This window comes from Acetivibrio sp. MSJd-27 (assembly GCF_018918095.1).
In the GTDB taxonomy this organism is placed as follows: Bacteria; Bacillota; Clostridia; order UMGS1840; family HGM11507; genus HGM11507.
The window spans coordinates 1-25,740 of the sequence record NZ_JAHLPV010000038.1; the positions used below are offsets into that span (position 1 = coordinate 1).

Annotated in this window: 29 protein-coding genes; 12 read left to right on the forward strand and 17 right to left on the reverse strand. The window is 45.8% G+C overall.

The annotated features are described in order from the left end of the window. Positions 1-213 precede the first annotated feature (213 nt). The 11 genes from KQI32_RS10615 to KQI32_RS10665 form a co-directional block, all read right to left on the reverse strand. Positions 214-1,410, reverse strand: coding sequence for a substrate-binding domain-containing protein (locus KQI32_RS10615; RefSeq protein WP_177691370.1), 1,197 nt, complete (start codon positions 1,408-1,410; stop codon positions 214-216). 84 nt (positions 1,411-1,494) lie between these two features. Then, positions 1,495-2,535, reverse strand: a complete 1,041-nt coding sequence (locus tag KQI32_RS10620) for an ABC transporter permease (RefSeq protein ID WP_177691369.1) — start codon at positions 2,533-2,535, stop codon at positions 1,495-1,497. A 2-nt stretch (positions 2,536-2,537) separates the two neighbouring features. Beyond that, positions 2,538-3,386, reverse strand: coding sequence for an ABC transporter permease (locus KQI32_RS10625; RefSeq protein ID WP_216425035.1), 849 nt, complete (start codon positions 3,384-3,386; stop codon positions 2,538-2,540). A 178-nt stretch (positions 3,387-3,564) separates the two neighbouring features. After that, positions 3,565-5,055: a sugar ABC transporter ATP-binding protein gene (locus KQI32_RS10630; protein ID WP_177691367.1), complete on the reverse strand. Its 1,491-nt coding sequence runs from the start codon at positions 5,053-5,055 to the stop codon at positions 3,565-3,567. Positions 5,056-5,167: 112 nt separating this feature from the next. Further along, the gene (locus tag KQI32_RS10635; protein WP_177691366.1) at positions 5,168-6,118 is read right to left on the reverse strand and encodes an aldo/keto reductase; all 951 of its coding nucleotides are present in this window, start codon (positions 6,116-6,118) and stop codon (positions 5,168-5,170) included. A 145-nt stretch (positions 6,119-6,263) separates the two neighbouring features. Next, complete coding sequence (locus tag KQI32_RS10640; RefSeq protein ID WP_177691365.1) at positions 6,264-7,487, reverse strand: L-rhamnose isomerase; 1,224 nt, start codon at positions 7,485-7,487, stop codon at positions 6,264-6,266. 18 nt (positions 7,488-7,505) lie between these two features. After that, positions 7,506-8,222 carry an L-ribulose-5-phosphate 4-epimerase gene (locus KQI32_RS10645; protein WP_177691364.1) on the reverse strand — a complete coding sequence of 239 codons (717 nt, stop codon included), beginning with the start codon at positions 8,220-8,222 and terminating at the stop codon, positions 7,506-7,508. A 14-nt stretch (positions 8,223-8,236) separates the two neighbouring features. Further along, the gene (locus tag KQI32_RS10650; RefSeq protein WP_216425037.1) at positions 8,237-9,754 is read right to left on the reverse strand and encodes an FGGY-family carbohydrate kinase; all 1,518 of its coding nucleotides are present in this window, start codon (positions 9,752-9,754) and stop codon (positions 8,237-8,239) included. A 135-nt stretch (positions 9,755-9,889) separates the two neighbouring features. After that, positions 9,890-10,957, reverse strand: a complete 1,068-nt coding sequence (locus KQI32_RS10655) for a LacI family DNA-binding transcriptional regulator (protein ID WP_216425039.1) — start codon at positions 10,955-10,957, stop codon at positions 9,890-9,892. A 77-nt stretch (positions 10,958-11,034) separates the two neighbouring features. Then, positions 11,035-11,886: an L-ribulose-5-phosphate 3-epimerase gene (locus KQI32_RS10660; protein ID WP_216425041.1), complete on the reverse strand. Its 852-nt coding sequence runs from the start codon at positions 11,884-11,886 to the stop codon at positions 11,035-11,037. Positions 11,887-12,077: 191 nt separating this feature from the next. Continuing rightward, positions 12,078-12,749 (reverse strand): DUF4867 family protein, encoded by a 672-nt coding sequence (locus tag KQI32_RS10665; protein WP_216425043.1) that lies wholly within the window; start codon positions 12,747-12,749, stop codon positions 12,078-12,080. A 196-nt stretch (positions 12,750-12,945) separates the two neighbouring features. Here KQI32_RS10665 and KQI32_RS10670 point away from each other — a divergent pair, with 196 nt between their 5' ends. The 4 genes from KQI32_RS10670 (at position 12,946) to KQI32_RS10685 (ending at position 15,905) form a co-directional block, all read left to right on the forward strand. Continuing rightward, positions 12,946-13,293 (forward strand): sensory rhodopsin transducer, encoded by a 348-nt coding sequence (locus tag KQI32_RS10670; protein ID WP_177691359.1) that lies wholly within the window; start codon positions 12,946-12,948, stop codon positions 13,291-13,293. Between the two features lie 125 nt (positions 13,294-13,418). Further along, positions 13,419-14,066 carry a fructose-6-phosphate aldolase gene (gene fsa / locus KQI32_RS10675; protein WP_177691358.1) on the forward strand — a complete coding sequence of 216 codons (648 nt, stop codon included), beginning with the start codon at positions 13,419-13,421 and terminating at the stop codon, positions 14,064-14,066. A 61-nt stretch (positions 14,067-14,127) separates the two neighbouring features. Further along, positions 14,128-14,961 carry a transketolase gene (locus KQI32_RS10680; RefSeq protein WP_216425046.1) on the forward strand — a complete coding sequence of 278 codons (834 nt, stop codon included), beginning with the start codon at positions 14,128-14,130 and terminating at the stop codon, positions 14,959-14,961. 2 nt (positions 14,962-14,963) lie between these two features. Then, positions 14,964-15,905 (forward strand): transketolase family protein, encoded by a 942-nt coding sequence (locus tag KQI32_RS10685; protein WP_216425047.1) that lies wholly within the window; start codon positions 14,964-14,966, stop codon positions 15,903-15,905. Between the two features lie 446 nt (positions 15,906-16,351). Here the strand turns inward: KQI32_RS10685 and KQI32_RS10690 are convergent, their stop codons facing one another. Next, positions 16,352-16,594 carry a helix-turn-helix transcriptional regulator gene (locus tag KQI32_RS10690; protein WP_177691765.1) on the reverse strand — a complete coding sequence of 81 codons (243 nt, stop codon included), beginning with the start codon at positions 16,592-16,594 and terminating at the stop codon, positions 16,352-16,354. Positions 16,595-16,716: 122 nt separating this feature from the next. Between KQI32_RS10690 and KQI32_RS10695 the strand changes: the two genes are divergently transcribed. Then, on the forward strand, positions 16,717-17,058 hold the full coding sequence (locus KQI32_RS10695; RefSeq protein ID WP_216425048.1) for a hypothetical protein: 342 nt from the start codon (positions 16,717-16,719) through the stop codon (positions 17,056-17,058). Between the two features lie 150 nt (positions 17,059-17,208). On the opposite strand, the gene KQI32_RS10700 is transcribed toward KQI32_RS10695, so the two are convergent. The 3 genes from KQI32_RS10700 to nrdR form a co-directional block, all read right to left on the reverse strand. Next, on the reverse strand, positions 17,209-17,928 hold the full coding sequence (locus KQI32_RS10700; RefSeq protein WP_216425050.1) for an HAD family hydrolase: 720 nt from the start codon (positions 17,926-17,928) through the stop codon (positions 17,209-17,211). Further along, on the reverse strand, positions 17,909-18,796 hold the full coding sequence (locus KQI32_RS10705) for a PHP domain-containing protein (protein WP_216425052.1): 888 nt from the start codon (positions 18,794-18,796) through the stop codon (positions 17,909-17,911). Before KQI32_RS10705 ends, KQI32_RS10700 begins: the two co-directional genes overlap by 20 nt. Before the next feature lie 197 nt (positions 18,797-18,993). Then, positions 18,994-19,446, reverse strand: a complete 453-nt coding sequence (gene nrdR, locus KQI32_RS10710; RefSeq protein WP_216425060.1) for a transcriptional regulator NrdR — start codon at positions 19,444-19,446, stop codon at positions 18,994-18,996. Positions 19,447-20,131: 685 nt separating this feature from the next. On the opposite strand from nrdR, the gene thrS reads away from it, so the two are divergent. From thrS to KQI32_RS10740, 6 genes are all read left to right on the forward strand, one after another. Further along, entirely contained in the window at positions 20,132-22,030 is a 1,899-nt protein-coding gene (gene thrS, locus KQI32_RS10715) for a threonine--tRNA ligase (protein WP_216425064.1), read from the forward strand. Between the two features lie 100 nt (positions 22,031-22,130). Then, entirely contained in the window at positions 22,131-22,334 is a 204-nt protein-coding gene (locus tag KQI32_RS10720; protein ID WP_177689611.1) for a helix-turn-helix transcriptional regulator, read from the forward strand. Then, a complete protein-coding gene (locus KQI32_RS10725; RefSeq protein ID WP_177689613.1) occupies positions 22,331-22,750 on the forward strand; it encodes a hypothetical protein in 420 nt (139 codons plus the stop codon). Before KQI32_RS10720 ends, KQI32_RS10725 begins: the two co-directional genes overlap by 4 nt. A gap of 128 nt (positions 22,751-22,878) precedes the next feature. Further along, positions 22,879-23,622, forward strand: a complete 744-nt coding sequence (gene yunB / locus KQI32_RS10730) for a sporulation protein YunB (RefSeq protein ID WP_216425069.1) — start codon at positions 22,879-22,881, stop codon at positions 23,620-23,622. An 18-nt stretch (positions 23,623-23,640) separates the two neighbouring features. Further along, positions 23,641-24,135, forward strand: a complete 495-nt coding sequence (locus KQI32_RS10735; RefSeq protein WP_216425071.1) for a DUF1648 domain-containing protein — start codon at positions 23,641-23,643, stop codon at positions 24,133-24,135. A 180-nt stretch (positions 24,136-24,315) separates the two neighbouring features. Next, entirely contained in the window at positions 24,316-24,651 is a 336-nt protein-coding gene (locus KQI32_RS10740) for a hypothetical protein (RefSeq protein ID WP_177689616.1), read from the forward strand. A 72-nt stretch (positions 24,652-24,723) separates the two neighbouring features. On the opposite strand, the gene KQI32_RS10745 is transcribed toward KQI32_RS10740, so the two are convergent. Next, positions 24,724-25,032, reverse strand: a complete 309-nt coding sequence (locus tag KQI32_RS10745) for a hypothetical protein (protein ID WP_216425073.1) — start codon at positions 25,030-25,032, stop codon at positions 24,724-24,726. Between the two features lie 208 nt (positions 25,033-25,240). Here KQI32_RS10745 and KQI32_RS10750 point away from each other — a divergent pair, with 208 nt between their 5' ends. After that, positions 25,241-25,414 carry an Arc family DNA-binding protein gene (locus tag KQI32_RS10750; protein WP_177689619.1) on the forward strand — a complete coding sequence of 58 codons (174 nt, stop codon included), beginning with the start codon at positions 25,241-25,243 and terminating at the stop codon, positions 25,412-25,414. Between the two features lie 238 nt (positions 25,415-25,652). On the opposite strand, the gene KQI32_RS10755 is transcribed toward KQI32_RS10750, so the two are convergent. Continuing rightward, on the reverse strand, positions 25,653-25,740 hold an 88-nt coding region (locus tag KQI32_RS10755; protein WP_216425076.1), incomplete at its 5' end, for an IS3 family transposase.

Here is a 25,740-nt window from a genome sequence, read left to right on the forward strand (position 1 = left end):
GCTGGCCATGTGGAAGTGGCGGGATGGGAACCATGGCACGCTGCATCGGATACTCATGTTTTTATTCCCAATAGACACAAAAACGCGTGGATTCGCTTGATGGAATCCATGCGTTTTTCGACAGGCTGAATCATCCCGGGGGAAAAAATCCCCGGGATGATTTTCTTTTATTTATAGGAATTTTATGGTGTGGGCCCAATCATGCCAGCAGAACTATTTTTTGAATTTGTCTGCTGTTTCCAAGGTGAATACAGCCGGATTTCCAAGAATGATCTCTTTGCCGGAAATCTTGTGAGATGCGTCATACTTGGAAGCACCCTCTACCTGATCCTTGCCGGACAAGTTGGAGGTCATAGAAGTGTCACCGTCTTTCAGCTCGCCTTTGACCGATTTATAGGCTGCTTCGACAGCCAGATAACCCAGATCATAAGCCTGCCACAGAACCACTTTGCTCATAACTCCGCTTTCCAAATATGCTTTGGAATCGGAAGGAACCGCGATACCGTTGAAAATGCATTTGTCCTGCATATTCTTCTCTGTGATGGAGTCGTTGGTTGCCGCAATCGCATTGGTGGTCAGAACAATGATACCGTTTGTGCTGGGATCCGCAGCCAGTTTGTTGGAAATCTGTGTTTTGGAAGTTGTGTGATCGTCAGCGCCATAGATGATATCCTTGTCCGGATCAACCTTTACATCCAGCATAGCATATTTTTCTTTTACTTTATAAGTGTTTGCCTTGGTATCTGCTTTTGCTTTTGTAAAATCAATTGCGCCGTCACTTCCCAGCGGGATGGTATAATCTTCATAATAAGTTTTCTTGATATTTTCAATCCAAGTGTTCTGATTCGGCGTGGTAGGATTGGTGGAAACGATATAGATTCTTGCTTTTTTGTCAGCTGTAAATCCTTTTTTGGTCATCTGTTCCGCCATGTCATCCAGACAAGCAATTGCGATACCCTCCGGATCCGCCTGGTTTACAAACCAGTCTCTTGCTTCCGCACCCGGGTCAGAGTCAAAACCGATTACTTTAATGCCGGCTTTCATAGCGGCCTGAAGAGCAGCATCGGTGGTGTTAGAATCCAAAGCCGCAAACGCAATCGCATCTACGCCCAGTTCTGTTGCGGATTCCACATACTGTGCCTGTTTTGCCGCAGTGTTGGAGCCAGCCGGATCTCCCTGAATGGTCAAGTCGACGTTCAAGTCTTCCGCCGCTTTTTTAGCACCTGCCTCTACGGCATTCCAAAACGCTTCCTGCCGTACTTTGGGGATAAACTGTATGGAAACTTTGTCGCCGGATCCAGATGGAGATTTTGTTGCATTGGGATCACTTTCATTTCCGCCACTGCAGCCTGTCAGCCCTACTGCTGCAACCATAGTCATGGATAGTGCTAATGCGATGAGTTTTTTCATGATTTTTTCCTCCGCTTTTTATTTTTTAATATGAATTGGGTATTCTACCCATATTGATACAGTAGAAAATCAAAGAGCACATCTCTAAGATTTCACAGCCGAAACCGGAGTTTCCTCTTCGGCTTTGTCCATGGAATCATTTAAATTTTTGATTGCCATATTTCTGCTCGCAATTTTCTTTCTTTTTTCCAGATATGCAAATGCAATCAAACTGGCAACCAACACAGCCCCCAAAATGAAATTGTATACATCGCCGCTCATTCCCATCAGGGATAAGCCTTTTTTCAACACCCCGATAATGAGAGTTGCAATCAATGTGCCGCGCATACTGCCTACACCGCCTGCAGTACTTGTCCCGCCCAAAACAACCAGAGTGATCACTTCGATATTCAAATTCATGGCTGTTGTGGAGTTGATCTCAAAGCTTCTGCCCAGGAAGAGAAGTCCCGCAAGCGCACACATAAGTCCGCATAAAGTGTATATAATAAACTTGATGCGTTTGATGCTCACGCCGGAAAATTCAACCGCTTCCTCATTATATCCGATACCGTGCAGATATCTGCCGATAGAACTTCTTTCATGCAAAATATCAAAAATCACAAATACAACAATTAGTATAACCAACTGGTTGGGAATGATACCAAACAGTTTTCCGTTTCCTATATCAACCAGAATATTGCCGCTGGCATAGGAATGGGAGTTTCCGATAAACCAGGTAATCCCCTGGAAAATACTCATCGTGCCCAGCGTTGCAATAAAAGGCGGAATTTTTGTATTCGCGACGATAATACCGTTCAGCGCACCGAACACTAAGCCTGCCGCTAAAGCCACCAGCATTGCAATAAAAATGTTTCCGGTCGCCTGATAAATCGTGCTGAAAAGCATCGCCGTAGAGGTCATTAAAAATCCAACCGATAGATCAATGCCGCTGGTCAGAATAATAAACGTCATCGGGAAAGCCATAATCCCCAGATATACAATATCTGTAGTGGTACCAAGCAATATGCTGGGATGAAAGAACCGGCCTTTCGGAATTAAAATGCCGAACATAATGATAAGTCCGATTAAAATCAATGTCAGGATGACGTTGTAAGAAAAGATTTTTTTCAGTTTCTCTTTATTCATTGTTACGCCCTCCCTTTCAGTGAAGTTGTTTTTCCGAAAGCAAATTTGCTTTTGAATTTTTCAAAGTCAGTAACCGAGCTGAATACAGCCATAATTACGATGATTCCATAGAAGGTATAGAGCCAGGCATTTCCAAGCTGCCAGAGAATACATGCCCTCTGCAGCATGGCAATCAGTGCGGCGGAAAAGAGAACGCCGATGGGTTTTCCCGTTCCTCCAAGCATGCTGACCCCGGAGACAACCGCAATCGTGATAAATGTCATATCCATACCAATGGTGCCGCTGGGCTGAACCTGTGAACTGGGCAGCCAGAATACGACTGATGTCAGTCCCAGAAGCGCACCGGACATCAAAAATACGATAAACGTAACCTTGTCGGATTTGATTCCCGCCAGTTTTGCGGATTCCGCACTTCCGCCGACCGCATATATCTTTTTGCCGAATCTGGTATATTTCATAAACCAAACGAGAAAAATAAGAACCGCCAGCGAGAAGAGCAGCAAAACAGGGACAAATCCAAAGATTTTGGTGTTTCCCATATCAATGACACTCTGCGGCATATTGGATACCCATCCCGCATTGGGAAGCAGCGGGAAAATACCGATGTGCAGCTTAACCATCGCCAAGGAAACAACCATGGAAGGTACGCGGAACCGCACGGTGATGAAGCCGATGATTGCGGAATTAAGCATACCGACCAGCATGGATGCAAGGATAACAAAAGGTACCGGGACACCCATTTTCAGTAAGTTTCCGGCTACAAACCCGACAACGCCGAGTACCGTACCGGAGGAAATATCAATATTTCCTGTCATGATAACCAGCATCAAAGCCAGTCCTGCAAGTATCATATACGAGACATCCTTGAAATAGGAATATAAGTCTGTACTAAAGTTGGACGTGAAGCACAGCACCACAAAGAACAGAACAGCAAATACTCCTAGGACACCCTCTCTGGAAGCAACAAATTTCTTCGTACCATATAAGATACTATTTCTATTTGAAATGCCCATTTGAATAGTACCCCCTTTACAGTGCCATTTCCAGCACTTTTTCCTGCGAAAAATCGGACCGTTCCAGTTCTCCGATTTTCTTACCGTGTTTCACTACCATGAGCCTATCGCTCATACCGAGAAGCTCCGGCATATCCGAGGAAATCATGATAATGCTCATTCCCTCTTTTGCCAGATTGCTGATAATCCTGTGGATTTCCGCTTTCGCTCCGACGTCAACGCCCCGTGTTGGCTCATCCAGAATCAAAATTTTCGGCGCTGCGGCCAAAGCCTTTGCAACCAGAACCTTCTGCTGGTTTCCGCCGGAAAGGTTATCGACAATAAAATCTTCATTGGGGGCTTTCACACCCAGCTTCCTCATATAATCGCCGATAATACCTTTTTCTTTCTTGAAATTGACAAAGCTCATCTTAGAAATCTTGTACAGAACCGAAAGGGTCATATTTTCCTTGATGGTCATGGGGACAATCAGACCGTATTTCTTTCTGTCCTCCGATACATAGACAACTCCCTTGTCAATCGCTTCCCTATAACTTTTTACGTTGAAAGGCTGATCCAAAAAGGATACGTTGCCCTCTTCATGCTTCATAAGACCGCAGATGCACTCTGCAAGTTCTGTCCGCCCTGCACCTGCAAGGCCTGCAATCCCAAAGATCTCTCCCTGTTTTACCTCAAATGAGATATCCGAAAGAACATTCCGCTTGCTGAGATGTTCTACTTTGAGAATGGGTTTGCCAATTTGAACCTCCACCTTGGGATACAGATCGTCCATCTCACGGCCAACCATCCATGCAATCAGCTGTTTTTCGGTCACATCTCCGATATTGGCGGTCTTGACAAATTCACCGTCTCGGATAACCGTAACCCGATCCGCAATCTCAAAAATTTCTTCCATACGGTGGCTGATATACAGCATGGAAATGCCGTCCTTTTTCAATCTCGCAATTGTGTCAAACAATGCGCGCACCTCTTTGTTCGTCAATGCTGCGGTCGGCTCATCCAGAATCAAAATTTTTGCACCATAGGTTAATGCTTTTGCGATCTCCACCATCTGTTTGGAGGCGACACCTAAGCTGTCCACCTTCGCATCCAGCGGAATATCAATCCCAAGGAATGCAAAGATCTCCTTGGCTTTTTTTATCATTGCCGGATAGTCAATATGATTGACAAATCCAAGAGTCTTCCTGGTTGGCTCATGTCCCATAAACAGGTTTTCCAGCACGGTCAGATCTTTAAATAAACTGGTCTCCTGGAAAATGATTGCGATCCCTTTGCCATAGGCGTCATTGGGTTCTTTTATTGTTATTTTCTCACCGTTCAGGTAAATATCGCCTTTGTCCGCCTTGTAAACTCCGGTTATAACCTTCATCAGCGTTGATTTCCCAGCACCGTTTTCTCCGCAGACAGCGTGCAGTTCTCCTTTCTCCAGTTCAATCTGCATATTGTAGAGTGCACGCACGCCGGGAAAACTCTTATGAATATTTTCTAATTTTAAGATAGTACTCATAGTAAAAACTCCCATACGATTTTTTTCCGTCCCCCTCAAGGAGGGGCGGGGGGAACCCGGATGTTTTGTCCGTCTTCCCTCTGCTCTTTTCTTCTATGATTTCAAGATTTATTTAAAAAATGAAATCCTGCGGATCAAAATTGATTTCCAATGCACCCATTGCGTCTTTTAACTGTTCTGGATTTTGTGGACCATACAGCGGCACACAATGAAATTCCCTGGTATAAAAAAATCCGAGCAGAATCTGTGAAATGGAGGCGTTATATTTTTCTCTCAGCTGGTTCACCTTTTTCACAATTTCAAGATTTTTTTCCGTGTAATACGGACTATCTTTCACCGCATCCAGCCCTTTTGCATCTGCAATGTGAAAAAATCCGCTGCAAACTCCGAAATAAGGCATTGCCAGATTCTGTGGATTTGCTTTGTGATAGGTCAGCATCTTGTCATCCATCGCTTCCATCGTGTCATCGGAAAACGGTTTCATATACTTCGAGCCGATATTGTAAAGCATCTGATTCGCGATAAAACCGCGGTATCCTTTGCTTTTTGCGTAAGCGTCCGCTTCCGCCATACGCTCCGCATTCCAGTTGGAACATGCGTAGTAACGGATTTTCCCCTGTCTGCGAAACTCTTCCATCAAATCAATCAAATCGGAAACCGGCTGATTTTTGTCATCCCTGTGATAGAAGTAAATATCAATCTCATCAATCCCGAGTTTCTGTAAGCTGGCGTTGATATCATATTCCATGTCCGCCTTGCTCATGCGGCTGTGATGCAGATCTTCCTTCGGCGGGTGTCCGCCTTTGGTGATGATCACCAGATCATCTCTTTTTCCGCGGTGTTTCAGCCACTGGCCGATCACTCTTTCACTTCTGGCAATTTCTGTCCCGACAAAGTCAAAATAAATTCTTGCTGTATCGATCAGGTTTCCGCCCTGATCCACATAGCTTTCCAAAATATCAAAAGCATCCTGTCCGTCCCAGTCAAGCCCGGCGTTTACGGTTCCAAACCCCAAAGGGCAAATGGAAAGATCCGTATCTTTTATTTGTAAACGTTTTCCCATTGTTGCTTCCTCCTTCTCTTTTCGTACAATTCTCTTGCTTCGAGTATACAATCTATTGACGAATTTGTCAATAGATTGTATAATATTTTCATATTTTTAGTCACAATGTATAAATAATGTGTATATTTTCTACATATCTGACATTTTAAAACGTATTGATCCAATCAGACTTTGGAACATTTTCCATTTCACAGAACATATCCCAAACCAGACCAAAAGGCATGGATTTTGTCTCTTCATAGAGGGCAAGCCGCTTTGTCAGATTATCCTCCGCTTCCACCTTGATCAATTCCTTTGTCGGTTCCAGCAGACCCAGCATTAAGGCTTTTTTCGCGTTTCTTCCGCCGATCGCAGTTGCCGCAATCCGATTGATGCTGGCGTCGAAAAAGTCTGTCCCGATATTGACCTTATCCAGTGCGTCATACCGCACAATTTCAGCCATCAGCGCTTTGGTCTCGTCATCCAGAATCACCACGTGGTCACTGTCCCAGCGAACCGGACGACTGACATGCAGCATCAGTTCCTGACCGAATGCCAGATAGGAAGAGATTTTAGAGGAAACGGTTTCGGTTGGATGAAAATGACCTACATCCATACATAGAATACAATTCTTTTTCTCCGTCACGTAGTTGGTATAAAATTCATGGGAACCGGTCACATAACTCTCGCTTCCGATACCGAACAGTTTGCTCTCCACCGAATCCGTGTTATGGTTCCAATCCATTTTCTTTTCAAAAATCTGATCCAGAGAATCGATCAAGCGGAGCCGGGGCGCCATTTTGTCAATCGTATTGTCCTTGTAGCCATCTGGGATCCAGTGGTTGGTGATACATTTCTGTCCCAGTTCCTTGCCGAAGTACTCCCCGATATCACGGCACCGTTTCCCGTGCTCTATCCAGAATTTGCGCACATGTTCATCCTTGGAGGAGAGAGTGAATCCGTCTTCCGCCAGCGGATGGGAGAAGTAAGTCGGATTGAAATCCAAGCCGATTTTTTTGTCTTTGGCATAGTCCACCCAGCCCTTGAAGTGCTCCGGCAGAATTTCATCCCGCTCGATCTTTTTTCCGTTGTTCTCCAGATATACCGCATGAAGAGCCAGTTTCTTTGCGCCGGGAATCAAATCCAGAGCTTTGTTCAGATTCTCGATATATTCCTGTTTATTTTTCGGTTTCCCTGGTGCATTTCCGGTTGCCTGAATCCCGCCGGAAAGAACCGCGTTCGGATTTTCAAAGCCGGTCAGATCATCAATCTGCCAGCAGTGAATGGAAATGGGCGTTTCCTTCATCGTTTTCAAAACTTTGTCGGTATCTACACCGATTTTCGCATACATCTCTTTTGCTATTTCATAATTTTTTTCCACATTGCTCATTTTTCCGCTTCCTTTCTTCTATCTCTTAGCTTGTCCGTAATACGCATTTGCGCCGTGTTTGCGCAGAAAATGCTTATCCATCAGCTCCGGCTGCATGGATGGCAGTTTATTTTCAATACTCACAATCTGTTCCGCCGCATAAGCCATTTTTGCAATATACTCCAATACCACCGCATTGTGCACTGCATCATAGGCGTCTTTCCCCCAGGAGAAGGGGCCGTGGGAGTGAACCAGAACGCCCGGCATCTGCATTCCTTGAATGCTACGCTTTTCAAAGGTTTCCACGATGACCTTTCCAGTCTCTTTCTCATATTCGCCTTTGATCTCCTGCTCCGTCATCTTCCTGGTACAGGGAATCTCTCCGTAAAAATAATCCGCATGGGTTGTTCCGTAAGCCGGAATATTCCTTCCTGCCTGCGACCAAATGGTTGCCCATTGGGAATGGGTGTGCACCACCCCGTTTGCATCGGGAAACGCTTTATAGATTTCCAGATGGGTTGCCGTGTCGGAGGAAGGATTTAAATCTCCCTCGACCCTGTTCCCGTCGATATCCACTATCACGATATCCTCGGCCTTCATTTCTTCATAGCCCACCCCGCTGGGTTTGATGGCTATCACATTGTTTTCCCGGTCGATCTCGCTGACATTGCCCCAGGTGAACACCACCAAATCATGTTTGGGAAGCAAAAGATTTGCTTTCAGCACCTTTTCCTTCAGTGCTTGAAATTTACTCATTTCCACTCCTCCTGTCAATCGTTTTTGAACCGTTTCCACGCACCGGAAAGTGCATCGACCACAGTGCGGTAGGTTTTATATTTCTCTTCATAGACCTTTTGATAGATCTCTCTGGGATAAATTGTTTTGGTGATTTTTACCGTCCGTTTGATCCCCTCCGGATAATCCCGGTAGATCCCGGCGGCGATCCCGGCGGCGATTGCCGCCCCCTGCGCGCCCAGCTCCTTGTCTTCAATGACATCAATCGGAATCTGCAGAGCGTCCGCAAAAATCTGAACCCACACATCCGATTTGGACGCACCGCCTGAAATGCGGATGCTCTCAGGCTTTTCCCTGTTTTTCAGCAGTTTTTTCACATGGGTTACATGGGAGAATACCACTCCCTCGAACACTGCCCGTATCATATGAACCTTTTTGTGATAAGACGTCAGACCGATAAAGGTTCCTTTCGCAAGGGCATCCTCATTGGATCCGTTCAGGAAAGGGAGAAAGATCACATTACAGTCAGCGGGATCGATCTCATTGACCATCCGGTCCGCCAGCTCATAGACAGAGATGCCTAACTTTTTTGCATACTCTTTTTCGCTGTTCAGCAGATTTTTGACGAACCACTCGAAATTTCCCGCTGAGGTAGGGCTGCTCTCCTCCACCAAAAAATATCCCGGAATACAAAACATTGAATTCAGCGAAACGCTCTTATCGGTGATCGGCTGTTTGGCGATATATTCATTGATGCTCCATGTCCCGGCAATCATACAAAGCTGTTTGGGATCATCCAGCCCCGAGGCAATGCCGCAGGCATCCACGTCAAACATTCCGCCCGCCACCGGAATCCCCTCCGGCAGCAAGGTTTCCTCACCAGCTGACCGGATGATTCTGCCGCAGATATCCGCTGAGTAACGCAGCGGAGGAAGCTTATCCATGATACCGGATAATCCGAAGCATTCCAAAAGCTCTTCATCATACTGCTGTGTCTTCAGATTCACCAGATTTGCACCGGAAAAATTGGTGTACTCCCCGTAAGCCTCTCCTGTGAGCAGAAAACGGATATAATCATTGACCGAGAAAATCCATCTTGTCCGCTCAAGTACCTCCGGCTTGTTATCGCGAAACCAGGCCAGAAGACTCACCGGCTGACAAGCCAAAATTTCCTGATAAGATTTTTCAAATACTCTATCCTTAACGTCGCTTTGGTTCCATTTCTCAACGTACTCCCAAGCTCTGGCATCCGTGGACAAAATACCGTGATAGGATGGGAAACCGTTTTCCTCAACCATATAAAGACCTTTGCCATGACCGGAAAAGGATACCCCTGCGATCTCTTCCGGTTTTATTTTGCTCTGTATAATCACCTCGCGGATGCAGTAGACATTGGCCTGCCACAAATCATTCATATCCCGCTCCGTATATCCTGATTTGGGAGTGAGCACATCCGTCTGCTTTGACACCACAGCAATCTGCTTCCCATCGGTATCAAACAACGCCGCCTTGGAAAATGTCCCGCCGTTGTCAATTCCCAACAGATATTTCATGATTTTCAACTCCTTTCCCGTATGCAGAAGAATATGGATTCCGAATTCCTCTGCACCCAGCCCTCCCAATTTCTCAACAGAGGACCGTATCTTTTCTCCGCCCGCAAAGGCGGAGAAAGCTCGTTTTTTGCTCTATTACCAATCCAGATATTTCAGATTGTTCCGCTCCCCTTTTACCGTAGTTTCACGGACAACAATCTTGGTATCCAGCGTGATGATTTTTCTTTTTTTCTCTTTTTTCTCCCCGTGGGTCAGAAGATAATGCATCCGCTCCATGGCAGTAGCGCCGATTTCATATCTCGGTACATCGATGGAAGAAAGCGACGGCTCCACGATGGAGGACACAAACACATTGTCATTTCCAATCAGCGCCACGTCATCCGGCAGGATAATGCCCCGCTCATTGCAGGCACGCAGAGCTCCCACTGCCATCTGGTCGTTGGCTGCAAAAATTCCATCGAATTTCCTGCCCGCGTCCAGAAAACGGTTCACTGCCTTATAGCCAAGATGGGAAGTGTAATCCCCCTCCACAATCATGGTTTCATCCAGCGGAATATCATGCTCTTTGAGCGCCCGCTTATAGCCCTCCACACGTTTCTGTCCCATATAGGTGTTCAGAGGCACCGTGATATGCATAATATCCCTTTTTCCCACGTCAATCAGATGACTTACCGCCTCATAGGCAGCTTTTTCATGATCTACAACAATAGCGTCAATCATCTCGTTATCCACCGGATACTCCAGTGTGATAACGGGTATGCGGGTACCCTTTTTGTTAAACTTGCTCATGGCGGCCACATAGCGTTCAGCCCGCTTGTCATCCCCGTAAGCGACTGATGCGATAATGATGCCGTCCACCCACTGGGAGAGGTACGACCGCACCAGCTTTATCTCCGTTTCCAGGCTGTCATTTGTCTCGGAGATATAAATAGAATAACCGTATTTCTCCGCTGTTTTATTGATCCCTTCCAGAATGGTGGTGAAAAAGATACGGGAAATCGCCGTGACAATCACCGCAATATTTCTGGTCTGTGAAATTTTAAGACCTCTTGCTATCTGGTTTGTGGAATAGCCCAGCTCATCAATCGCCCGTTCCACCTTAACCCGAAGTTCCGGACTCACATTTTTTGTGTCATTGATCACCCGGGATACCGTCGAGATGCCGACTCCTGCTTTTTTCGCCACATCCTTAATATTCGCCATTGTTCTTCCCTCTTTTTTTAGATTCTATCTGAATATTCTTTAGTATACCACAAACATAGAACCTATCGCAATCCCTATTAAAATCCGCTTTCGGAAAGCTTCTCAAGCACCCACTGTTTCGCCTTTAATACTTCTCTTTCCGGATCCTCACTCTTTTCGCTCCACATTTCAATGAGAAACGTTCCTGTATAATTGAGTTCTCTCAAAAGGCGCAGGCACTTTACAAAATCAACGCATCCTTTGCCAAACGGAACATCTTTGAACTTGCCCGCACAGGTATCGGTCACAGCCAGCGTGTCCTTAATATGGACCGCCGTGATCCTGTGAAAGCCTTTTTTCAGTTCCTCCAGCGGCTCGTTTCCCCAGGCGCTGAGATTTCCCAAATCCGGATAAACCGTAAGCCAGGGAGATTTTATCAATTCATCATACTCCATATATTTTGTGATGGAATTGATAAAAGGAGTATCCATAATCTCAATAGCCAGCATCACCTGACGGCGCTCCGCCATTTTAACGCACTTGCCGAGGTTTTCGATGAACATCTGTTTCGTGTCCTCTCCACCCTCTTCGTAATAGACATCATAGCCGGCAAGCTGAATCACACGGATACCGGTTTTTGCCGCAAATTCAACAGCCCGTTCCATCAGGTCCAAGGATTTCTCACGAATTTTTTCATCCCGGCTCCCCAGCGGATATCTGCGGTGACCGCTGAAACACATGGTCGGAATCGTCACGCCGGTTTGAAAGATCGCGTCTGTTATCTCTTTTCGCTCTTCCTCTCCCGCGTACAGGCGATTCAGTCTTTTGTCGGTTTCATCAATGGAAATCTCCAGAAAGTCAAACCCACATTTTTTTGCCATCTGCAGCCTTTCCAGCCAGCTGATGTCTGCCGGAAGTGCCTTTTCATAGATGCCCAAAAGATTGTACATCGGTTTTTCTCTCCTTTCCAATTTTTGTTTCTCAATCAATTTCCGGATTGGAAATCCTCTACTCCGTAAGGAAAACGTTTTCACATCCTCCTAAAAAAATAGGATTATCCGAAATCCTCTGTCCTCAATATAGCATATCCTTCATGCAAAATCAATAGTTTTTTGAAAAATATTTTTTCTTTCTTGTATATTTACAACAAAACCGGTTTAATTTCAATGTTTTTCCCATTCAGACCGACATGTGCTCCCTGTCCAACTAGATTCCCGGCTTCCGCATGTGCGATAACCCATTTGTTTCTCTCCAAAAGAAGTTTGTTTTCGCCCTCTTTGCTTTCCACTTTCTCCGCAAGCGGCGTATTGGTATCCCGTGAGAGAACCACAATCTGACGGATTCCCCGGGAAGTCGCCATGCAAGGTGCAAAGTGAAGCGTTGTTCCGTACAGCTCTATCACACTGCCTCTCGGAAAGAAAAAGGCTTTCATCTTTCCTACATCATAGGTATCCTTTTCAATCTCCTCTATCTTCCCCAGCAAAGCCACCTCATCCTCCAGAACAACCAGAGTCTCACTGCACTTATGATATTCCAGCGCATTGAGCTTGGTATTGTGAGAAAGGAAATAACCGATCTGGCAGGGAACCTGCGCATAAGCCTGCTTTGTAAAAAACTCGGCCTCCCGCATCTCCATCAGCTGTGTGCACAAGGGAATATAAATTTCGTCCTCCGGCATGGGAAGCCCCGTCACATATTCCGCCATCTTAGGTACCTGAATGTGGCTGTGCACTCTTCCATATGGTTTAAAAAGCGGATGTTCCACCGTCAAAATTTCAATGTCCTGATTCTGTTTTCGAAGCATATCAAGCATGAAAATCCCTCCTATTCAATTTTTAATGCTTGCAGTATAACACACAAATTTCAATTTGTAAACAGCCAATTTTTTTGTGCATTGTCAATAAAAGATTTTTCTGGAATTTTTCAAATAGATCTTGCAATTTGAAAAATTATCTTGTATAATCACCTCGAAAGAAGAAATCAATGATTCGGAAAAGGAGGTTTGCAAAATGAGAAACAAATGGTATATTCCAGACGGTTTCTGGCATACCAAAAGCAATGGTGTTTTCCCAAGCCATGAGGCAATCTGCATATTGAATACCAACGCAGAACCGGCTGAAGTGCATCTGACTCTTTATTTCGAGGATCGGGAGAAAATGACCGGCTTCTCGGTTAACGTGGATGCAGAACGCACGCTTCACATCCGGATGGACAAAATTAAAAACGACAAGGGGCAGCCCGTTCCCAGCAATACACCCTATGCCATTGTTGTGGAGAGTGACAAGGATTTGACCGTGCAGTACACTCGCGTCGATACTTCCCAAAGCGAGATGGCTGTAGCAACCACTATCCTATAATTTTTATGCTGGAGAGGAAAACGTTTTCAATTTCGAAAAACGAATAGATCCATCTGCTTTTGTATATTCTAATTCTCAGTAAATGAAAAATTTGTTCCAACAGGAAACACATAGGAGGTTTCAGTATGAAATTATTTATCGATACTGCCAATGTAGATGATATCCGTGCGGCAAACGATCTGGGTGTCATCTGCGGGGTCACCACCAATCCTTCCCTGATCGCCAAAGAGGGAAAAGTTTTTGCGGATGTTGTCAAGGAAATCACCCAAATCGTAGACGGACCAGTCTCCGCGGAAGTGATCTCTCTGGAAGCCCCCAAAATGGTGGAAGAAGCCCGAGAGCTTGTCAAAATCCATAAAAATATCGTGATCAAAATTCCCATGTGCCTGGAAGGCTTAAAGGCCGTAAAAATTTTAGCGTCCGAAGGGATACGAACCAATGTAACGCTGATTTTTTCTGCTGCACAGGCGCTTCTTGCGGCGAGAGCCGGCGCCTCCTATGTCAGCCCTTTCCTGGGTAGGCTGGATGATATCGGCCAGCCCGGCATTGCGCTTATCAAAGACATTGCCGAAATCTTTATGCTGCACGGCATTGAGACCGAGATCATCGCGGCAAGCATCCGCAATCCCATCCATGTGCTGGACGCGGCAAAAGCGGGATGCGATATCGCCACGGTGCCATACAGCGTTATCAAGCAGATGGTCGGTCATCCCCTTACCACTGCCGGCATTGACCGTTTCCTGAAAGATTGGGAAACGGTTCCGAAACAATAAAATGCTTTGCACGCTGTTTTTGGAAAACACGCAAAGCGTTCACGGAAAGGAAAAAAAGAAAATGACCAATCAAGAGTATCAAATCATCGCCGCAAAGGTCAGAAAAGGGGTAGTGGAATCAACTTTTCACGCAAAAAGCGGCCATCCGGGCGGTTCCCTTTCCTGCTCCGATCTGCTGACTTATCTCTATTTCGAGCAGATGCGGGTAGATCCCAAAAATCCGAAGTGGGAGGATCGTGACCGCTTTGTCCTTTCCAAAGGGCACTGCGCTCCCGCTCTCTATTCCGTTCTGGCTTTAAAGGGCTTTTTCCCGGAGGAGGAATTAAGGAATCTCCGCCATGTCAACGCTTTGCTGCAAGGGCATCCTGACATGAAACATATCCCGGGCGTGGACATGTCTACCGGTTCTTTAGGACAGGGGATCTCTGCCGCGGTCGGCATGGCACTCAGCGCAAAGCTTTCGGGGAAAGATTACAGAACGTATGCACTGTTGGGCGACGGCGAAATTGAGGAAGGCCAGGTTTGGGAAGCTGCCATGTTTTCCGCTCATCATAAACTGGATAATCTCTGCATTATGGTGGACAACAATAACCTTCAGATTGACGGGACATTGGACGAAGTCTGTTCCTCCTATCCCATCACGGATAAATTCAGGGCATTTGGCTTCCATGTGATTGCCATTGACGGTCACAGCTTTGACGAGATTGCGGCCGCTTTCCGGGAAGCGGCTTCCACAAAAGGCAAACCTACCGCTATTATCGCGAAAACGATAAAGGGCAAAGGCGTTTCCTTTATGGAGAACCAGTGCTCCTGGCACGGTGCTGCGCCAAATCAGGAACAGTATGAAACCGCTATGAAGGATCTGGATGAAATTCTGAAAGGATTGGAGGCATAACCATGAGTGAATTGAAAAAAATAGCAACCAGGGAGAGTTACGGCAACGCTTTAAAAGAGCTGGGCGAAACCTGTGAAAACCTCGTGGTTCTGGACGCCGATCTGGCAAAAGCCACAAAAACAGAAATCTTTAAAAAAGCATACCCGAATCGCTTTATCGACTGCGGCATCGCGGAATGCAATATGATGGGAATCGCCGCGGGACTGGCTTCCACCGGAAAGGTGGTATTCGCAAGCAGCTTTGCCATGTTTGCCGCTGGCCGCGCCTTTGAACAGGTGAGGAATTCCATCTGCTATCCGAACCTGAATGTGAAAATTGCCGCGACCCACGGCGGTATCTCCGTGGGTGAGGATGGTGCGAGCCACCAGTGCAATGAGGATTTTGCGCTGATGCGCAGCATTCCCAATATGGTGGTGCTCTCCCCCTCCGACGATGTGGAGGCAAAAGCGGCTGTCAAGGCGGCTTACGATCATGAGGGTCCTGTCTATCTGCGCTTCGGCAGGCTGGCCGTTCCAGTGATCAATGACAATGCAAATTACCATTTTGAGCTGGGCAAAGGCATTACCTTGCGGGAGGGCAACGACGCTTCCATTATCGCGACCGGACTGATGGTCAGCGAAGCCCTGACAGCGGCGGACACCCTTGCCAAAGAAGGAATTCAAGTCCGTGTTATCAATATTCATACCATTAAACCCATCGATGAGGACATCCTATTAAAGGCGGCGAAGGAAACCAAATTCCTGCTGACAGCAGAGGAACACAATGTGCTGGGCGGCTTGGGAGACGAGGTTTCCCGCGTGGTTTGTGAAAACCACCCCACAAAGGTTGTCCGGGTTGGTGTGGAAGATAAATTTGGAATGTCCGGCCCTGCCGCAGAGCTTTTAAAAATCTACGGTTTGAGTGCAGAGCACATCATTGAAAAAATAAAAGAAAATATCGGATGATTCCATATTTCAGATTTAATCCGGCATTCAAAAATACGATATCCCGTTCCTCACCATTTCGGGAAAATTGCCGGTTCAAGCGTTAGTGAGTGGAATATGATATGCCCTGCACTTGTTAAATTTCCGCTTTTTCGGATTGTCGGTTTTGCAAGGCGCCAGCCTTGCTTCATCCTTACGCACCAAAAAAACGAAATTTTTCCTGCGTGCAGGGTCGCAGAGTTTTCACAGAGCAAATTTTTTGTAAGACAAGGAAAAAGCACAGGGAATACGGATTGTATTCGCGAGCATTTTGACGCAGAATTGCGGCAAATTTGCCTGTGCAAACCATATCATGTTCCACTCGCTAACGCTGAAATATTTGAGCTTTCACTGCTCGAAAAAACTTCATTTTATTTCCTCATGAAAAGGCGGTTTTCTGTTACCCCCATAGCAGAAAACCGCCTTTTCTATTTAATCTCTTGTTCCAGATTATCAAATTCCGATGTGCTGAAAAATTCGCCTAACGTTATCTCTAAACCATCACATAACTTTTTAAGTGTTACCAGTGAGATATCCCTTCGCCGACTATCCATCATACTGTATACGGTTGATGGAGTCACACCGGACATCGTTGCCAGTTTATTGAGCTTAATCTCGTTATTCCTGCATAATTCCTGAAGTCTTTTTACCGTTTGATCTTTCACTCCCATTTCCATCACCTCATGAGAATATTACAAAAAATTACGTTTCAACGTATACGCACTTGCGTATGTTTTGAAAATTTGTTATAATATATACATAGTATTGAAAAATAGGAGGTTTCTTTCATCACATGAAAAAAGTTTTCTTTTTGACAGAAAAAAGCATATCAGAACAAGAAATAAGAAAAATATTATACAGACTTATACAAGAGGGATATACCTATTTCATATGCTTTGCTAAAAATAGAACGGATATCCTGATTTTGAAAACATTAAAACTTTTAAAGCAGGAAGGTAAAAGAATATCAGTTGAATTGGTTTGCAGTGATAAAAATATGAACCTTCCTCAACACATTCAAGAAGATCTTTATCGTGGATGTGATGATTTCTGTTTCATTGATAACTTTTCAAAAGATCAAAAAATTCAGGAATACTATCTTATAAAAAGAGCAAATTTAGCATCCGAATTATAAACCATACGAACCCTTTTCAGCCAGCGCAAAAGTGCATTAACCCTGGCAAGCAGATAATATTTCATAAAACATCTTCAAACAAAAACAGCTCTTTGCCATTCGGAACATTCAAATGGCAAAGAGCTGTTTTTCGATCGAATATACAATTTTCTATTCCAACTCACGCAGGGCTTCAATGCTGGCAAACCTGCTCTGCATGCTTGCTTTTCCCGGGCGGTTGATCAGGATGGGAAGAATGCCGCTTTTCTCTGCTCCCTCCAGGCAGATGGGATTGTCATCCACAAAAACAGTCTCCGGGCCGGAAAGCCCCAGTTTTCTCAAAGCGTCTCGGTAAAGCGCCTCATCCGGTTTGAAAACGCCCAGATCACAGCTGAAGGTGATACCGTCAAAGTAATCGGACAGCCCTGCGTTTTGCAGAACCCGCCGAAGAGACGGCCAGGTATCCGAGATAACTCCCAGCTTATACCGCTGTTTCAGTCGCTGTAAGGTTTCCTCCACATCGTCGAAAAAAATGTAGTTCGCATCGTTGTAGACCTGATCGTGGGAGATCTCATAGAGCTTGTCCCGGTTCAGTTCCAGAGCCGGCAAGCGTTCTGAAATGAGCGTATAGTAAGCAAAAAACTGCTGGAGTTCCTGCTCCTCATCATCCATACGGTGATTCTCCAAAAGAAGGTGATAAGCCTCGTCCAGCACCTGTTCCATCTGTTCTTTGTCTATCATCTCCATCCCCTCTTCATCCGCCAGACGGTAAAAGGTCTCGTTCAGCCACCAATGGCCTGATTTTGGCCGGCACATCGTCCATCCAATGTCCAGAAAAATCCCTTTGATATGGTCGTTTAATTTCATAAATTTATCCTTCTTTCCTTCCATACTTCAACCGCTCCCTCATCGGATCCAGCAAGCAATCCGGCACATTTAAACCGCCAAAGCCGCTCCCGATGGAGATATCCGGTTTCATCACGCCGTGATAATCCGAGCCTCCGCTGACCAGAAGCCCCTTGTCTTGGCAGACTTTTAAATATTCCTTCTGCTTTTCCGGCGTATATTCCGTATAAAAACCTTCCAGTCCATCCAATCCGTAAGATACCAGCTCATCCACCAGATCGGTAAAATCCTTTCCCTCTTTTTTCAGAAAATGACAGTGTGCCAAAAACGCCAAGCCGCCGCTCTGATGGATAAGGGCGATGCACTCCCTTGGCGTCAGCATCTGGTTGGCAGAATAGGCAGGTCTGCCATTGCCCAGATATTTCTGAAAGGCTTCCTTTGTGCTTTCCACATAACCCTGTTTCACCATGGCACGGGCAAAATGGGCCCGCCCCATCACATTGCCGGTAGCCATTTTGCGCACCTCTTCCATGGAGAGTGCAAAGCCCAGCTCCTGCAGCTTACGCAGTGTAAAATCATTTCGTTTTCTGCGAAATTCCTGCAGTCCCGCGATGGTTTGTACCAGCATTTCATTTTCAAAATCAATAAAAAGCCCCACGATGTGGAGCTCCCGTTCAAACTTTGCGCTCAGTTCAATTCCGGGAATGACACAAATCCCCAGTTCTTCCCCTGCCTGCACGGCCTCGCTGAGACCGTCTATATTGTCATGGTCTGTCACCGCAACAGCGGTCAGCCCTGCTTCCTTTGCCAGTTTTACCAGCTCCCGCGGCGTTTTGGAGCCGTCGGACGCCGTGGTGTGCGTGTGAAGGTCTATCATTTTCCTGTCCTTTCTGCACAAAATAACTGCGGTCAAGATGTCCTCCGCCTTAGAGGCGGAGGGTTCCATATCCGCGATCAGCGGGAGTGCATTCTCCCGCTGATCGCGGCACTGCTATGCAGTGCCCTTGTCCTCGTTGAATGACGGGGCAAGCCCTTATTGAATGATGCGTATCTTTTTCCCGTCTAAGCATAGAGCGTCGAACTCCACATGATGTTCGTCTCTCGAATGCTTTACCGGGAAAGCAGTTTTTTCAGTTCTTCCATGAAGGTGTTGATGTCCTTGAATTGACGGTATACGGAAGCGAACCGCACATAGGACACCTCGTCGATATCCTTCAGCTTCGCCATGACAAGCTCTCCGATATGATGGGAGGTTACCTCTCTTTCCAGGGAGTTAGAAAGGATTGTTTCCACATCATCCACAAGGATTTCCAGCTGTTCGATAGAAACCGGGCGTTTCTGACAGGCGCGGAGCAAACCGCCCAGCAGTTTTTCCCTGTCAAATTGTTCTCTTGTGCCGTCCTTTTTCACAACCACCAGTGAAATATGCTCGATTTTTTCATAGGTTGTAAAACGTTCTCCGCATTTCAGACATTCCCTCCGGCGCCGGATGGAGTTTCCCTCCTCCACAGGCCGGGAATCGATTACCTTGCTTTCTTCATAGCTGCAATAGGGACATTTCATGGCTTTTCTCTCCTTCCCATTGATCGGATATTTGCCGTCCGGCTCTCATGGAAGAAAACTCCATCTCGTAGGGGCGAACTTCGTTCGCCAGCCGGAAAAATCGATATGCCTTTTCTTCCGTATCTGCTGCTCTTTTTGCTTATGATACCATAAAAGCAACGCTTTTCATGGTATCATTGTCCATAGGCTTCGGTTGTCCGGACTTGTTCCGGACAAGAAGCTTGGACATAACGGTATAATATGCCCTGCGCATATTATACCATAGAAAGAAACCACTGTACATATTATTTCCACAAAAAATAGATCAACATATCCCAAAAGTTTTCACATTCTGTACTTGACAAAACAAAAAAGCAGGACTATAATAACAAAAACTGAATGAAAAAGCAATGACGGAAAGAGTAACCTCCGAAACACAGCCAGAGAGAAGGGATACCTGCTGAAATTCCCTTTCTGTAGAGCGGATGGCGAAGACCACTCCCGAGCTGTGGTGTGATGAATGCCGCCGTATGCCTGCGTAAAAGGCTAAGGTTTGCTGGAACCTGAGTGAAAAATCAAGGTGGAACCGTGCTTCGCTTAAGAATGCACCCTTGGATGATATGTCCGAGGGTGCTTTTTTGATCTCCTCTCGGGCAGACACGTCTTTTGAAAACACTGTAATCTACAAAATGAAAGGATGATTTTTATGAAACTCACACTGCAAAACGGACTGGAAAGGGAGTATTCCTCCCCGCTGGCTCTTTCCGAGATAGCCGCTTCCATCCTTCCCGATCTGGCAAAACAGGCCTGCGCGGGAAGGGTGGATGGCAAAACCGTGGATTTGCGCACGGTTGTCGGCAAAGACGCGCAGGTTGAGATTTTGACTTTTGCGGATCCGGAGGGAAAAAAGGCATTCCGCCATACCGCCTCCCATATTTTGGCGCAGGCGGTCAAAAGGCTGTATCCCGGCGCAAAGCTGGCAATCGGACCGGCGATTGACGACGGTTTTTACTATGATTTTGATCTTCCGGTGCCGCTCACCGAAAGCGATCTTCCCAATATTGAGGCGGAGATGAAAAAAATCATTCGGCAGAACCTGCCCTTGGAATGCTTCTCGCTCTCCAGAGAGGAAGCGCTGGTACAAATGCGGGAGGAACCCTATAAAACAGAATTGATAGAAGCTTTGCCGAAGGAATCGGACATTCGCTTTTACCGTCAGGGGGATTTCACCGATCTCTGCGCCGGTCCCCATTTGTCCTCCACCGGACAGGTGAAAGCGATCAAGCTCACCTCCGTTGCCGGAGCGTACTGGCACGGAGATGAAAAAAACAAAATGCTCACAAGGATTTACGGCACCGCTTTCCCAAAGAAATCCCTTCTGGATGCACATCTGGAAAAAATAGAGGAGGCCAAAAAACGGGATCACCGCAAACTGGGCAGAGAGCTTCAGCTGTTCGCTCTCATGCCGGAAGGACCCGGCTTCCCTTTTTTCCTGCCGAAAGGTATGGTTCTGAAAAATCTGCTGACAGACTATTGGCGAGAACTCCACCGGCAGGAGGGATACCTGGAAATTTCCACCCCTATGATGCTCAACCGCTCCCTGTGGGAAACTTCCGGACACTGGGATCACTATAAAGAAAATATGTATACCACGAAAATCGACGAAACGGAGTTTGCCATAAAACCGATGAATTGCCCTGGCGGTATGCTGGTCTATCAATCCCAGCCCCGTTCTTACCGGGATTTGCCCATGCGGATCGGGGAGCTGGGTCTGGTGCACCGGCATGAAAAATCCGGCGCTCTTCACGGGCTTATGCGGGTGCGGTGCTTTACCCAGGATGACGCGCACATTTTTATGACCCGGGAGCAGATCACCTCAGAAATCAAAGGGGTTATCCGTCTGATTGACCAGGTTTACCGTCTCTTCGGATTTCAATATCATGTGGAACTCTCCACCCGGCCGGAGGACAGCATGGGAAGCGACCGCGACTGGGAGGACGCCACAAACGGTTTGATCCATGCGCTGGAGGAAACCGGACTGCCCTATCGGATAAATGAGGGAGACGGCGCTTTTTACGGCCCGAAGATCGATTTTCACCTGGAGGATTCTCTGGGCAGAACCTGGCAGTGCGGCACAATCCAGCTGGACTTTCAGCTTCCCCAGCGCTTCCAGGCGGAATACACCGGATCGGACGGAGAAAAACACCGTCCGATTATGATTCATCGGGTTGTGTTCGGATCGGTAGAGCGTTTCATCGGTATTTTGATTGAACATTATGCTGGGAAATTTCCTGTGTGGCTTTCCCCTGTGCAGGTAAAAATCCTTCCGATTTCCGAGAAAAACAGCGTTTATTCCAACCGGATTTATGAAGCGCTCCGTGACAGTGGAATTCGCTGTGAACTGGATGAACGACCGGAAAAAATCAGCTATCGCATTCGGGAAGCGCAGATGGAAAAAGTGCCGTATATGCTTATCACAGGCACAAAGGAGGAAACGGATGGTACGGTTTCGATACGCAGCAGGGAGAACGGAGAAAACCGCGTGCTGCCTCTCGAAAAATTTATAGAAGAACTTCTCTCTGAAATCCGAGAAAAAAGGAGATAAAATAAAATTCTTCTTCCAAATTGGAAAGTATGCTTGACATTTTGAAACGGATATGTTATTTTCAGAACGTAAAGTTTACTTTCCTTTTAGAGGTGAAAAAATGAAAAACAAGCTGGAAGCGATCCGGAAACAGCAAGGACTCCGCCAGGAAGAACTGGCAGCGGCGCTCGCTGTTTCACGCCAAACCATCAGCTCGCTGGAAAACGGACGGTATAACCCCTCTCTTATCCTGGCAATGAAAATTGCGCGATTTTTTGGTTTGACGGTGGAAGAAATATTCATTTATGAGGAGGAAGAAGAATGAAACGGTTTCTCTGGGCGATCACAGCATTAGCAGGCGTCATTGCGGTGCTGACAGGATTTTATGTCCTGACAGGCGAGTCTCTGAAAATGCTCTCGGGTCTTTGTATCGGAGCCGGATCGGCGGCGGTTGGATTAGGATTGGGTGGATTGATCCGCACCTTTTTGATCTCGGCGTCAGAGGATGAGGAGATTCTCCGCGCAAAAGAAATCGAGATGAAGGATGAACGCAACACAAGAATCCGTGAGAAAGCCGGATATATGACTGCCAGAATCATGAATTATGCCCTTTTAGCCTTTGTGCTGATTCTGGGATTTATCGGTGCGGATAAAGTGATTCTTTTATCGGCTTGTGCGCTGATTGTCTTGGAGGCGGTTCTCGTGATTGTTTTTTCCAATTACTATGCGAAAAAAATGTAGGCGGAAAGGGAGCCCTGCTTCATTGTTTCCTCCGCTTTTCCGGGCGGCAGGAAGCTTTGTAAAAAAATATGCACCTTTGCTGATACTTGGCATAGATTGAACATATAATAACAGCGGAGGTGGTTTCCTTGTCGGTTCGGATAAGAAGAATGAAAAACAGGCTGGGCTTCCGGATGCGGATGGGGCGCCGCCGTGGAATGCGGAATACAAAACGGCGGACAGGCAATCCAAAAAAATTCTTTCTGCTTGCGATGGTGGCTGCCCTCATTTGCTACTTCCTCTATATTTATCTGTTTCAATTCCGCCCTATTCTGTTCACTATGGCGAAAACCCAGGCAAACAGTCTGGCCATTCAAGCGGTTAACAGCAGTGTTTCGGATGTCATGAAGGACACCTCCTATGAGGATTTGATCTCCCTGATGAAGGGAGACGGCGAAAAAGTAACCGCCGTGGTCTCCAACATCGTTGCGATGAACCGGTTAAAATCCCAGCTGGTGATTGCCATCGATCAGAATATTCAAAAAATTGATCACTTCGGCGTGCGTATCCCCTTGGGAAACGTGCTGGGAATCGATGTTCTTTCGGGTATGGGTCCCCGCATGCAAATCGGCGTACTGTCGGACGGTTTGACCAGGGTGGATTTCATCAATCTTTTTGACGCGGCGGGAATCAACCAAACACGCCATCAGATTCAGCTAAAAGTAGACACAACCATCCATATTATGATACCCAACTCCAACCCAATCTCCGCCACTGTGACAACCCAGATTCCCATTGCGGAGACAGTCATCGTCGGTGACGTTCCAAATTCTTACACCAATCTGGAAACACAGGAATCCATGATCCGTGATGATATTTTGGAACTCCAGTAACAAAAGAAAGGAGCTTTTATGCAGAAACTTCCATTCACATGGATACATAAAATTTTGGAAGGGCTTTCCCTTCTTCTGCTAATTCTCACGGGGCTCTATCTCATAAACTGCTACCCATCCCTTCCCGCTCAGATCCCAATTCATTTTACCTGGGAGGGAGAGGCGGACGCCTGGGGAGACAAATTTATGATAATCTGGCTCTTCCTGTTCTGTTTTGGAATTTATATTCTGCTGACAGTCGTGAATCTGTTTCCGGACAGCTGGAATATGCCGTCCGGCATCACGGACAGAAACCGAGCTGCTGTTTATGGCTATATGCGCAGCATGCTTCTTTGGATCAAGCTGTTTCTCTGCGGTTTCTTTGGATGGCTTCTGTTTAACGTCGGATCGCAGAACGCTCTGCCGAGGTGGTTTCCGATTATCCTATTTTCGCTTATCCTTGGCACCGTGTTTTATTTTGAATTCCGAATTTACAAAGAAAAAAAGAAAAAGGATCCCGAAAATCCCTTTTAATTTTCTTTCAACCGGTTTCTTTTTTCCGCATTCTGCGTTATAATAGAATCCTGTAGGGGAGAGTCCTGCTTTTCCCGTCTAACCCATATGAAAATGGCATACGTTTCAATTGCTTGCAAAGCAAGCTTCCTGTGTCAATATGGAACCATATAGAAAACACATAAGAAAGGGGATTCTAATATGCAATTGCTGGTATTGATATTAAACCGGGTTGAGCTTCTGGAGGACCTGCTTTCCTCCCTCGCTGATTACGGGCTGAAGGGAGCGACCGTGATTGACTCCACCGGTATGGCAAGACTTCTGTCCGGCAGCAAAAATCAACGTTTTTTAAACACGCTGAAAATGTTGTTGGATCCGGATTTGGAAGAAAACAAAACGGTTTTAATGGCCGTAAAGGATGAACAGGTGGAGGATGTAAAGCAGATTGTGCATACGGTTACCGGAGGCCTTCACAAGCCGGATACTGGTATCCTGTTCGGATTGCCAATCACCTTTATCGAGGGTTTGGGCGAATAGCAAACACATTTTTTCGTTCGTCAAAATATCGTTTTGAAAAAACAGACCGGGATAGATACGTCCCGGTCTGTTTTAAATCATGCAAATTCTGTCCGCCCTTTTGCAAAGATAGGCTTTCTGTTTCGTTTTGTCTCTTGTAAAATTATCGATGAGACAGAATTCATCACAACCTTGAAAAACCTGCTGTTCTTCCGCCAGAGACAATTTCAGAGAATCGTCCGAACATACCAGCTCCAGCCTGATGTTTCTGCCCAACGCCTTATAGCTTTTCAGCTGCTGAATCAGTAAAAGATCCGTTTTATTTTTCATGCCGCAAATAAAATAGCGGCACCCTTCCTTCAAACAATCTTCAATCAATTGATTTGCCTTCGTTCTGGTCAATTTACTGTTTTCTCCCGTGAGAAATAATGTCCTTTCTAACCGATTTTGCATTTTGTTTCCTTTCTTCCCTCTATCTTATATTTATAAAATATGTAATATAAATCCATAATATTAGAATAACATGATTTCAAATTGATGTCAATATGAATTCTTATAATTTACATTCATTTAGATATAATTCTGATATCAAATTGAAAGAGGTGCCATTATGGGAAATTACTATTCGCCATTTCCATTGAGAATATCAGAAGAATTAATGGAAAAAATAAAGGTCATTGCAGTAAAACATAAACGTTCTGCAAATAAAGAAATAGAGTATGCTTTGGAATGTTATGTAGAAAAATATGAGAAAGAAAATGGAACGATTGACGTAGAATTATAAAACAACATAAAAAAGCGCCTATTTCCATATAAGCGCTTGACTTTTCCGTTTTCTTAAATGATACTGTTTTCAGCAGATATGGGTAGATCGAGGACGGTTGCCACACCCGAAAGGGGGTGGTGCGAATGAGATACATATTGAAAGTTACTCTTTTGATTATGATTTCAATATTCGCATTTGCTATAAAAGCAAAGTAACCGCCCTCTCTGTACTGACCCCAAAAAGTTAGACAAAATTTTCAAGCTACACAACAGGATTGAAGTCTGAATTGAACCGGACTCAATCCTTTTAATTTTGCTTTAATTCTTTTATTATTATAGTACCAT

Excerpts from the sequence above, each read along its gene's own strand:
- KQI32_RS10615 (WP_177691370.1), bottom strand. The coding sequence starts at position 1,410 with ATGAAAAAACTCATCGCATTAGCACTATCCATGACTATGGTTGCAGCA.
- KQI32_RS10620 (WP_177691369.1), bottom strand. The coding sequence starts at position 2,535 with ATGAATAAAGAGAAACTGAAAAAAATCTTTTCTTACAACGTCATCCTG.
- KQI32_RS10625 (WP_216425035.1), bottom strand. The coding sequence starts at position 3,386 with ATGATACTTGCAGGACTGGCTTTGATGCTGGTTATCATGACAGGAAAT.
- KQI32_RS10630 (WP_177691367.1), bottom strand. The coding sequence starts at position 5,055 with ATGAGTACTATCTTAAAATTAGAAAATATTCATAAGAGTTTTCCCGGC.
- KQI32_RS10635 (WP_177691366.1), bottom strand. The coding sequence starts at position 6,118 with ATGGGAAAACGTTTACAAATAAAAGATACGGATCTTTCCATTTGCCCT.
- KQI32_RS10640 (WP_177691365.1), bottom strand. The coding sequence starts at position 7,487 with ATGAGCAATGTGGAAAAAAATTATGAAATAGCAAAAGAGATGTATGCG.
- KQI32_RS10645 (WP_177691364.1), bottom strand. The coding sequence starts at position 8,222 with ATGAGTAAATTTCAAGCACTGAAGGAAAAGGTGCTGAAAGCAAATCTT.
- KQI32_RS10650 (WP_216425037.1), bottom strand. The coding sequence starts at position 9,754 with ATGAAATATCTGTTGGGAATTGACAACGGCGGGACATTTTCCAAGGCG.
- KQI32_RS10655 (WP_216425039.1), bottom strand. The coding sequence starts at position 10,957 with ATGGCGAATATTAAGGATGTGGCGAAAAAAGCAGGAGTCGGCATCTCG.
- KQI32_RS10660 (WP_216425041.1), bottom strand. The coding sequence starts at position 11,886 with ATGTACAATCTTTTGGGCATCTATGAAAAGGCACTTCCGGCAGACATC.
- KQI32_RS10665 (WP_216425043.1), bottom strand. The coding sequence starts at position 12,749 with ATGCTTGATATGCTTCGAAAACAGAATCAGGACATTGAAATTTTGACG.
- KQI32_RS10670 (WP_177691359.1), top strand. The coding sequence starts at position 12,946 with ATGAGAAACAAATGGTATATTCCAGACGGTTTCTGGCATACCAAAAGC.
- fsa (WP_177691358.1), top strand. The coding sequence starts at position 13,419 with ATGAAATTATTTATCGATACTGCCAATGTAGATGATATCCGTGCGGCA.
- KQI32_RS10680 (WP_216425046.1), top strand. The coding sequence starts at position 14,128 with ATGACCAATCAAGAGTATCAAATCATCGCCGCAAAGGTCAGAAAAGGG.
- KQI32_RS10685 (WP_216425047.1), top strand. The coding sequence starts at position 14,964 with ATGAGTGAATTGAAAAAAATAGCAACCAGGGAGAGTTACGGCAACGCT.
- KQI32_RS10690 (WP_177691765.1), bottom strand. The coding sequence starts at position 16,594 with ATGGGAGTGAAAGATCAAACGGTAAAAAGACTTCAGGAATTATGCAGG.
- KQI32_RS10695 (WP_216425048.1), top strand. The coding sequence starts at position 16,717 with ATGAAAAAAGTTTTCTTTTTGACAGAAAAAAGCATATCAGAACAAGAA.
- KQI32_RS10700 (WP_216425050.1), bottom strand. The coding sequence starts at position 17,928 with ATGGAAGGAAAGAAGGATAAATTTATGAAATTAAACGACCATATCAAA.
- nrdR (WP_216425060.1), bottom strand. The coding sequence starts at position 19,446 with ATGAAATGTCCCTATTGCAGCTATGAAGAAAGCAAGGTAATCGATTCC.
- thrS (WP_216425064.1), top strand. The coding sequence starts at position 20,132 with ATGAAACTCACACTGCAAAACGGACTGGAAAGGGAGTATTCCTCCCCG.
- KQI32_RS10720 (WP_177689611.1), top strand. The coding sequence starts at position 22,131 with ATGAAAAACAAGCTGGAAGCGATCCGGAAACAGCAAGGACTCCGCCAG.
- KQI32_RS10725 (WP_177689613.1), top strand. The coding sequence starts at position 22,331 with ATGAAACGGTTTCTCTGGGCGATCACAGCATTAGCAGGCGTCATTGCG.
- KQI32_RS10735 (WP_216425071.1), top strand. The coding sequence starts at position 23,641 with ATGCAGAAACTTCCATTCACATGGATACATAAAATTTTGGAAGGGCTT.
- KQI32_RS10740 (WP_177689616.1), top strand. The coding sequence starts at position 24,316 with ATGCAATTGCTGGTATTGATATTAAACCGGGTTGAGCTTCTGGAGGAC.
- KQI32_RS10750 (WP_177689619.1), top strand. The coding sequence starts at position 25,241 with ATGGGAAATTACTATTCGCCATTTCCATTGAGAATATCAGAAGAATTA.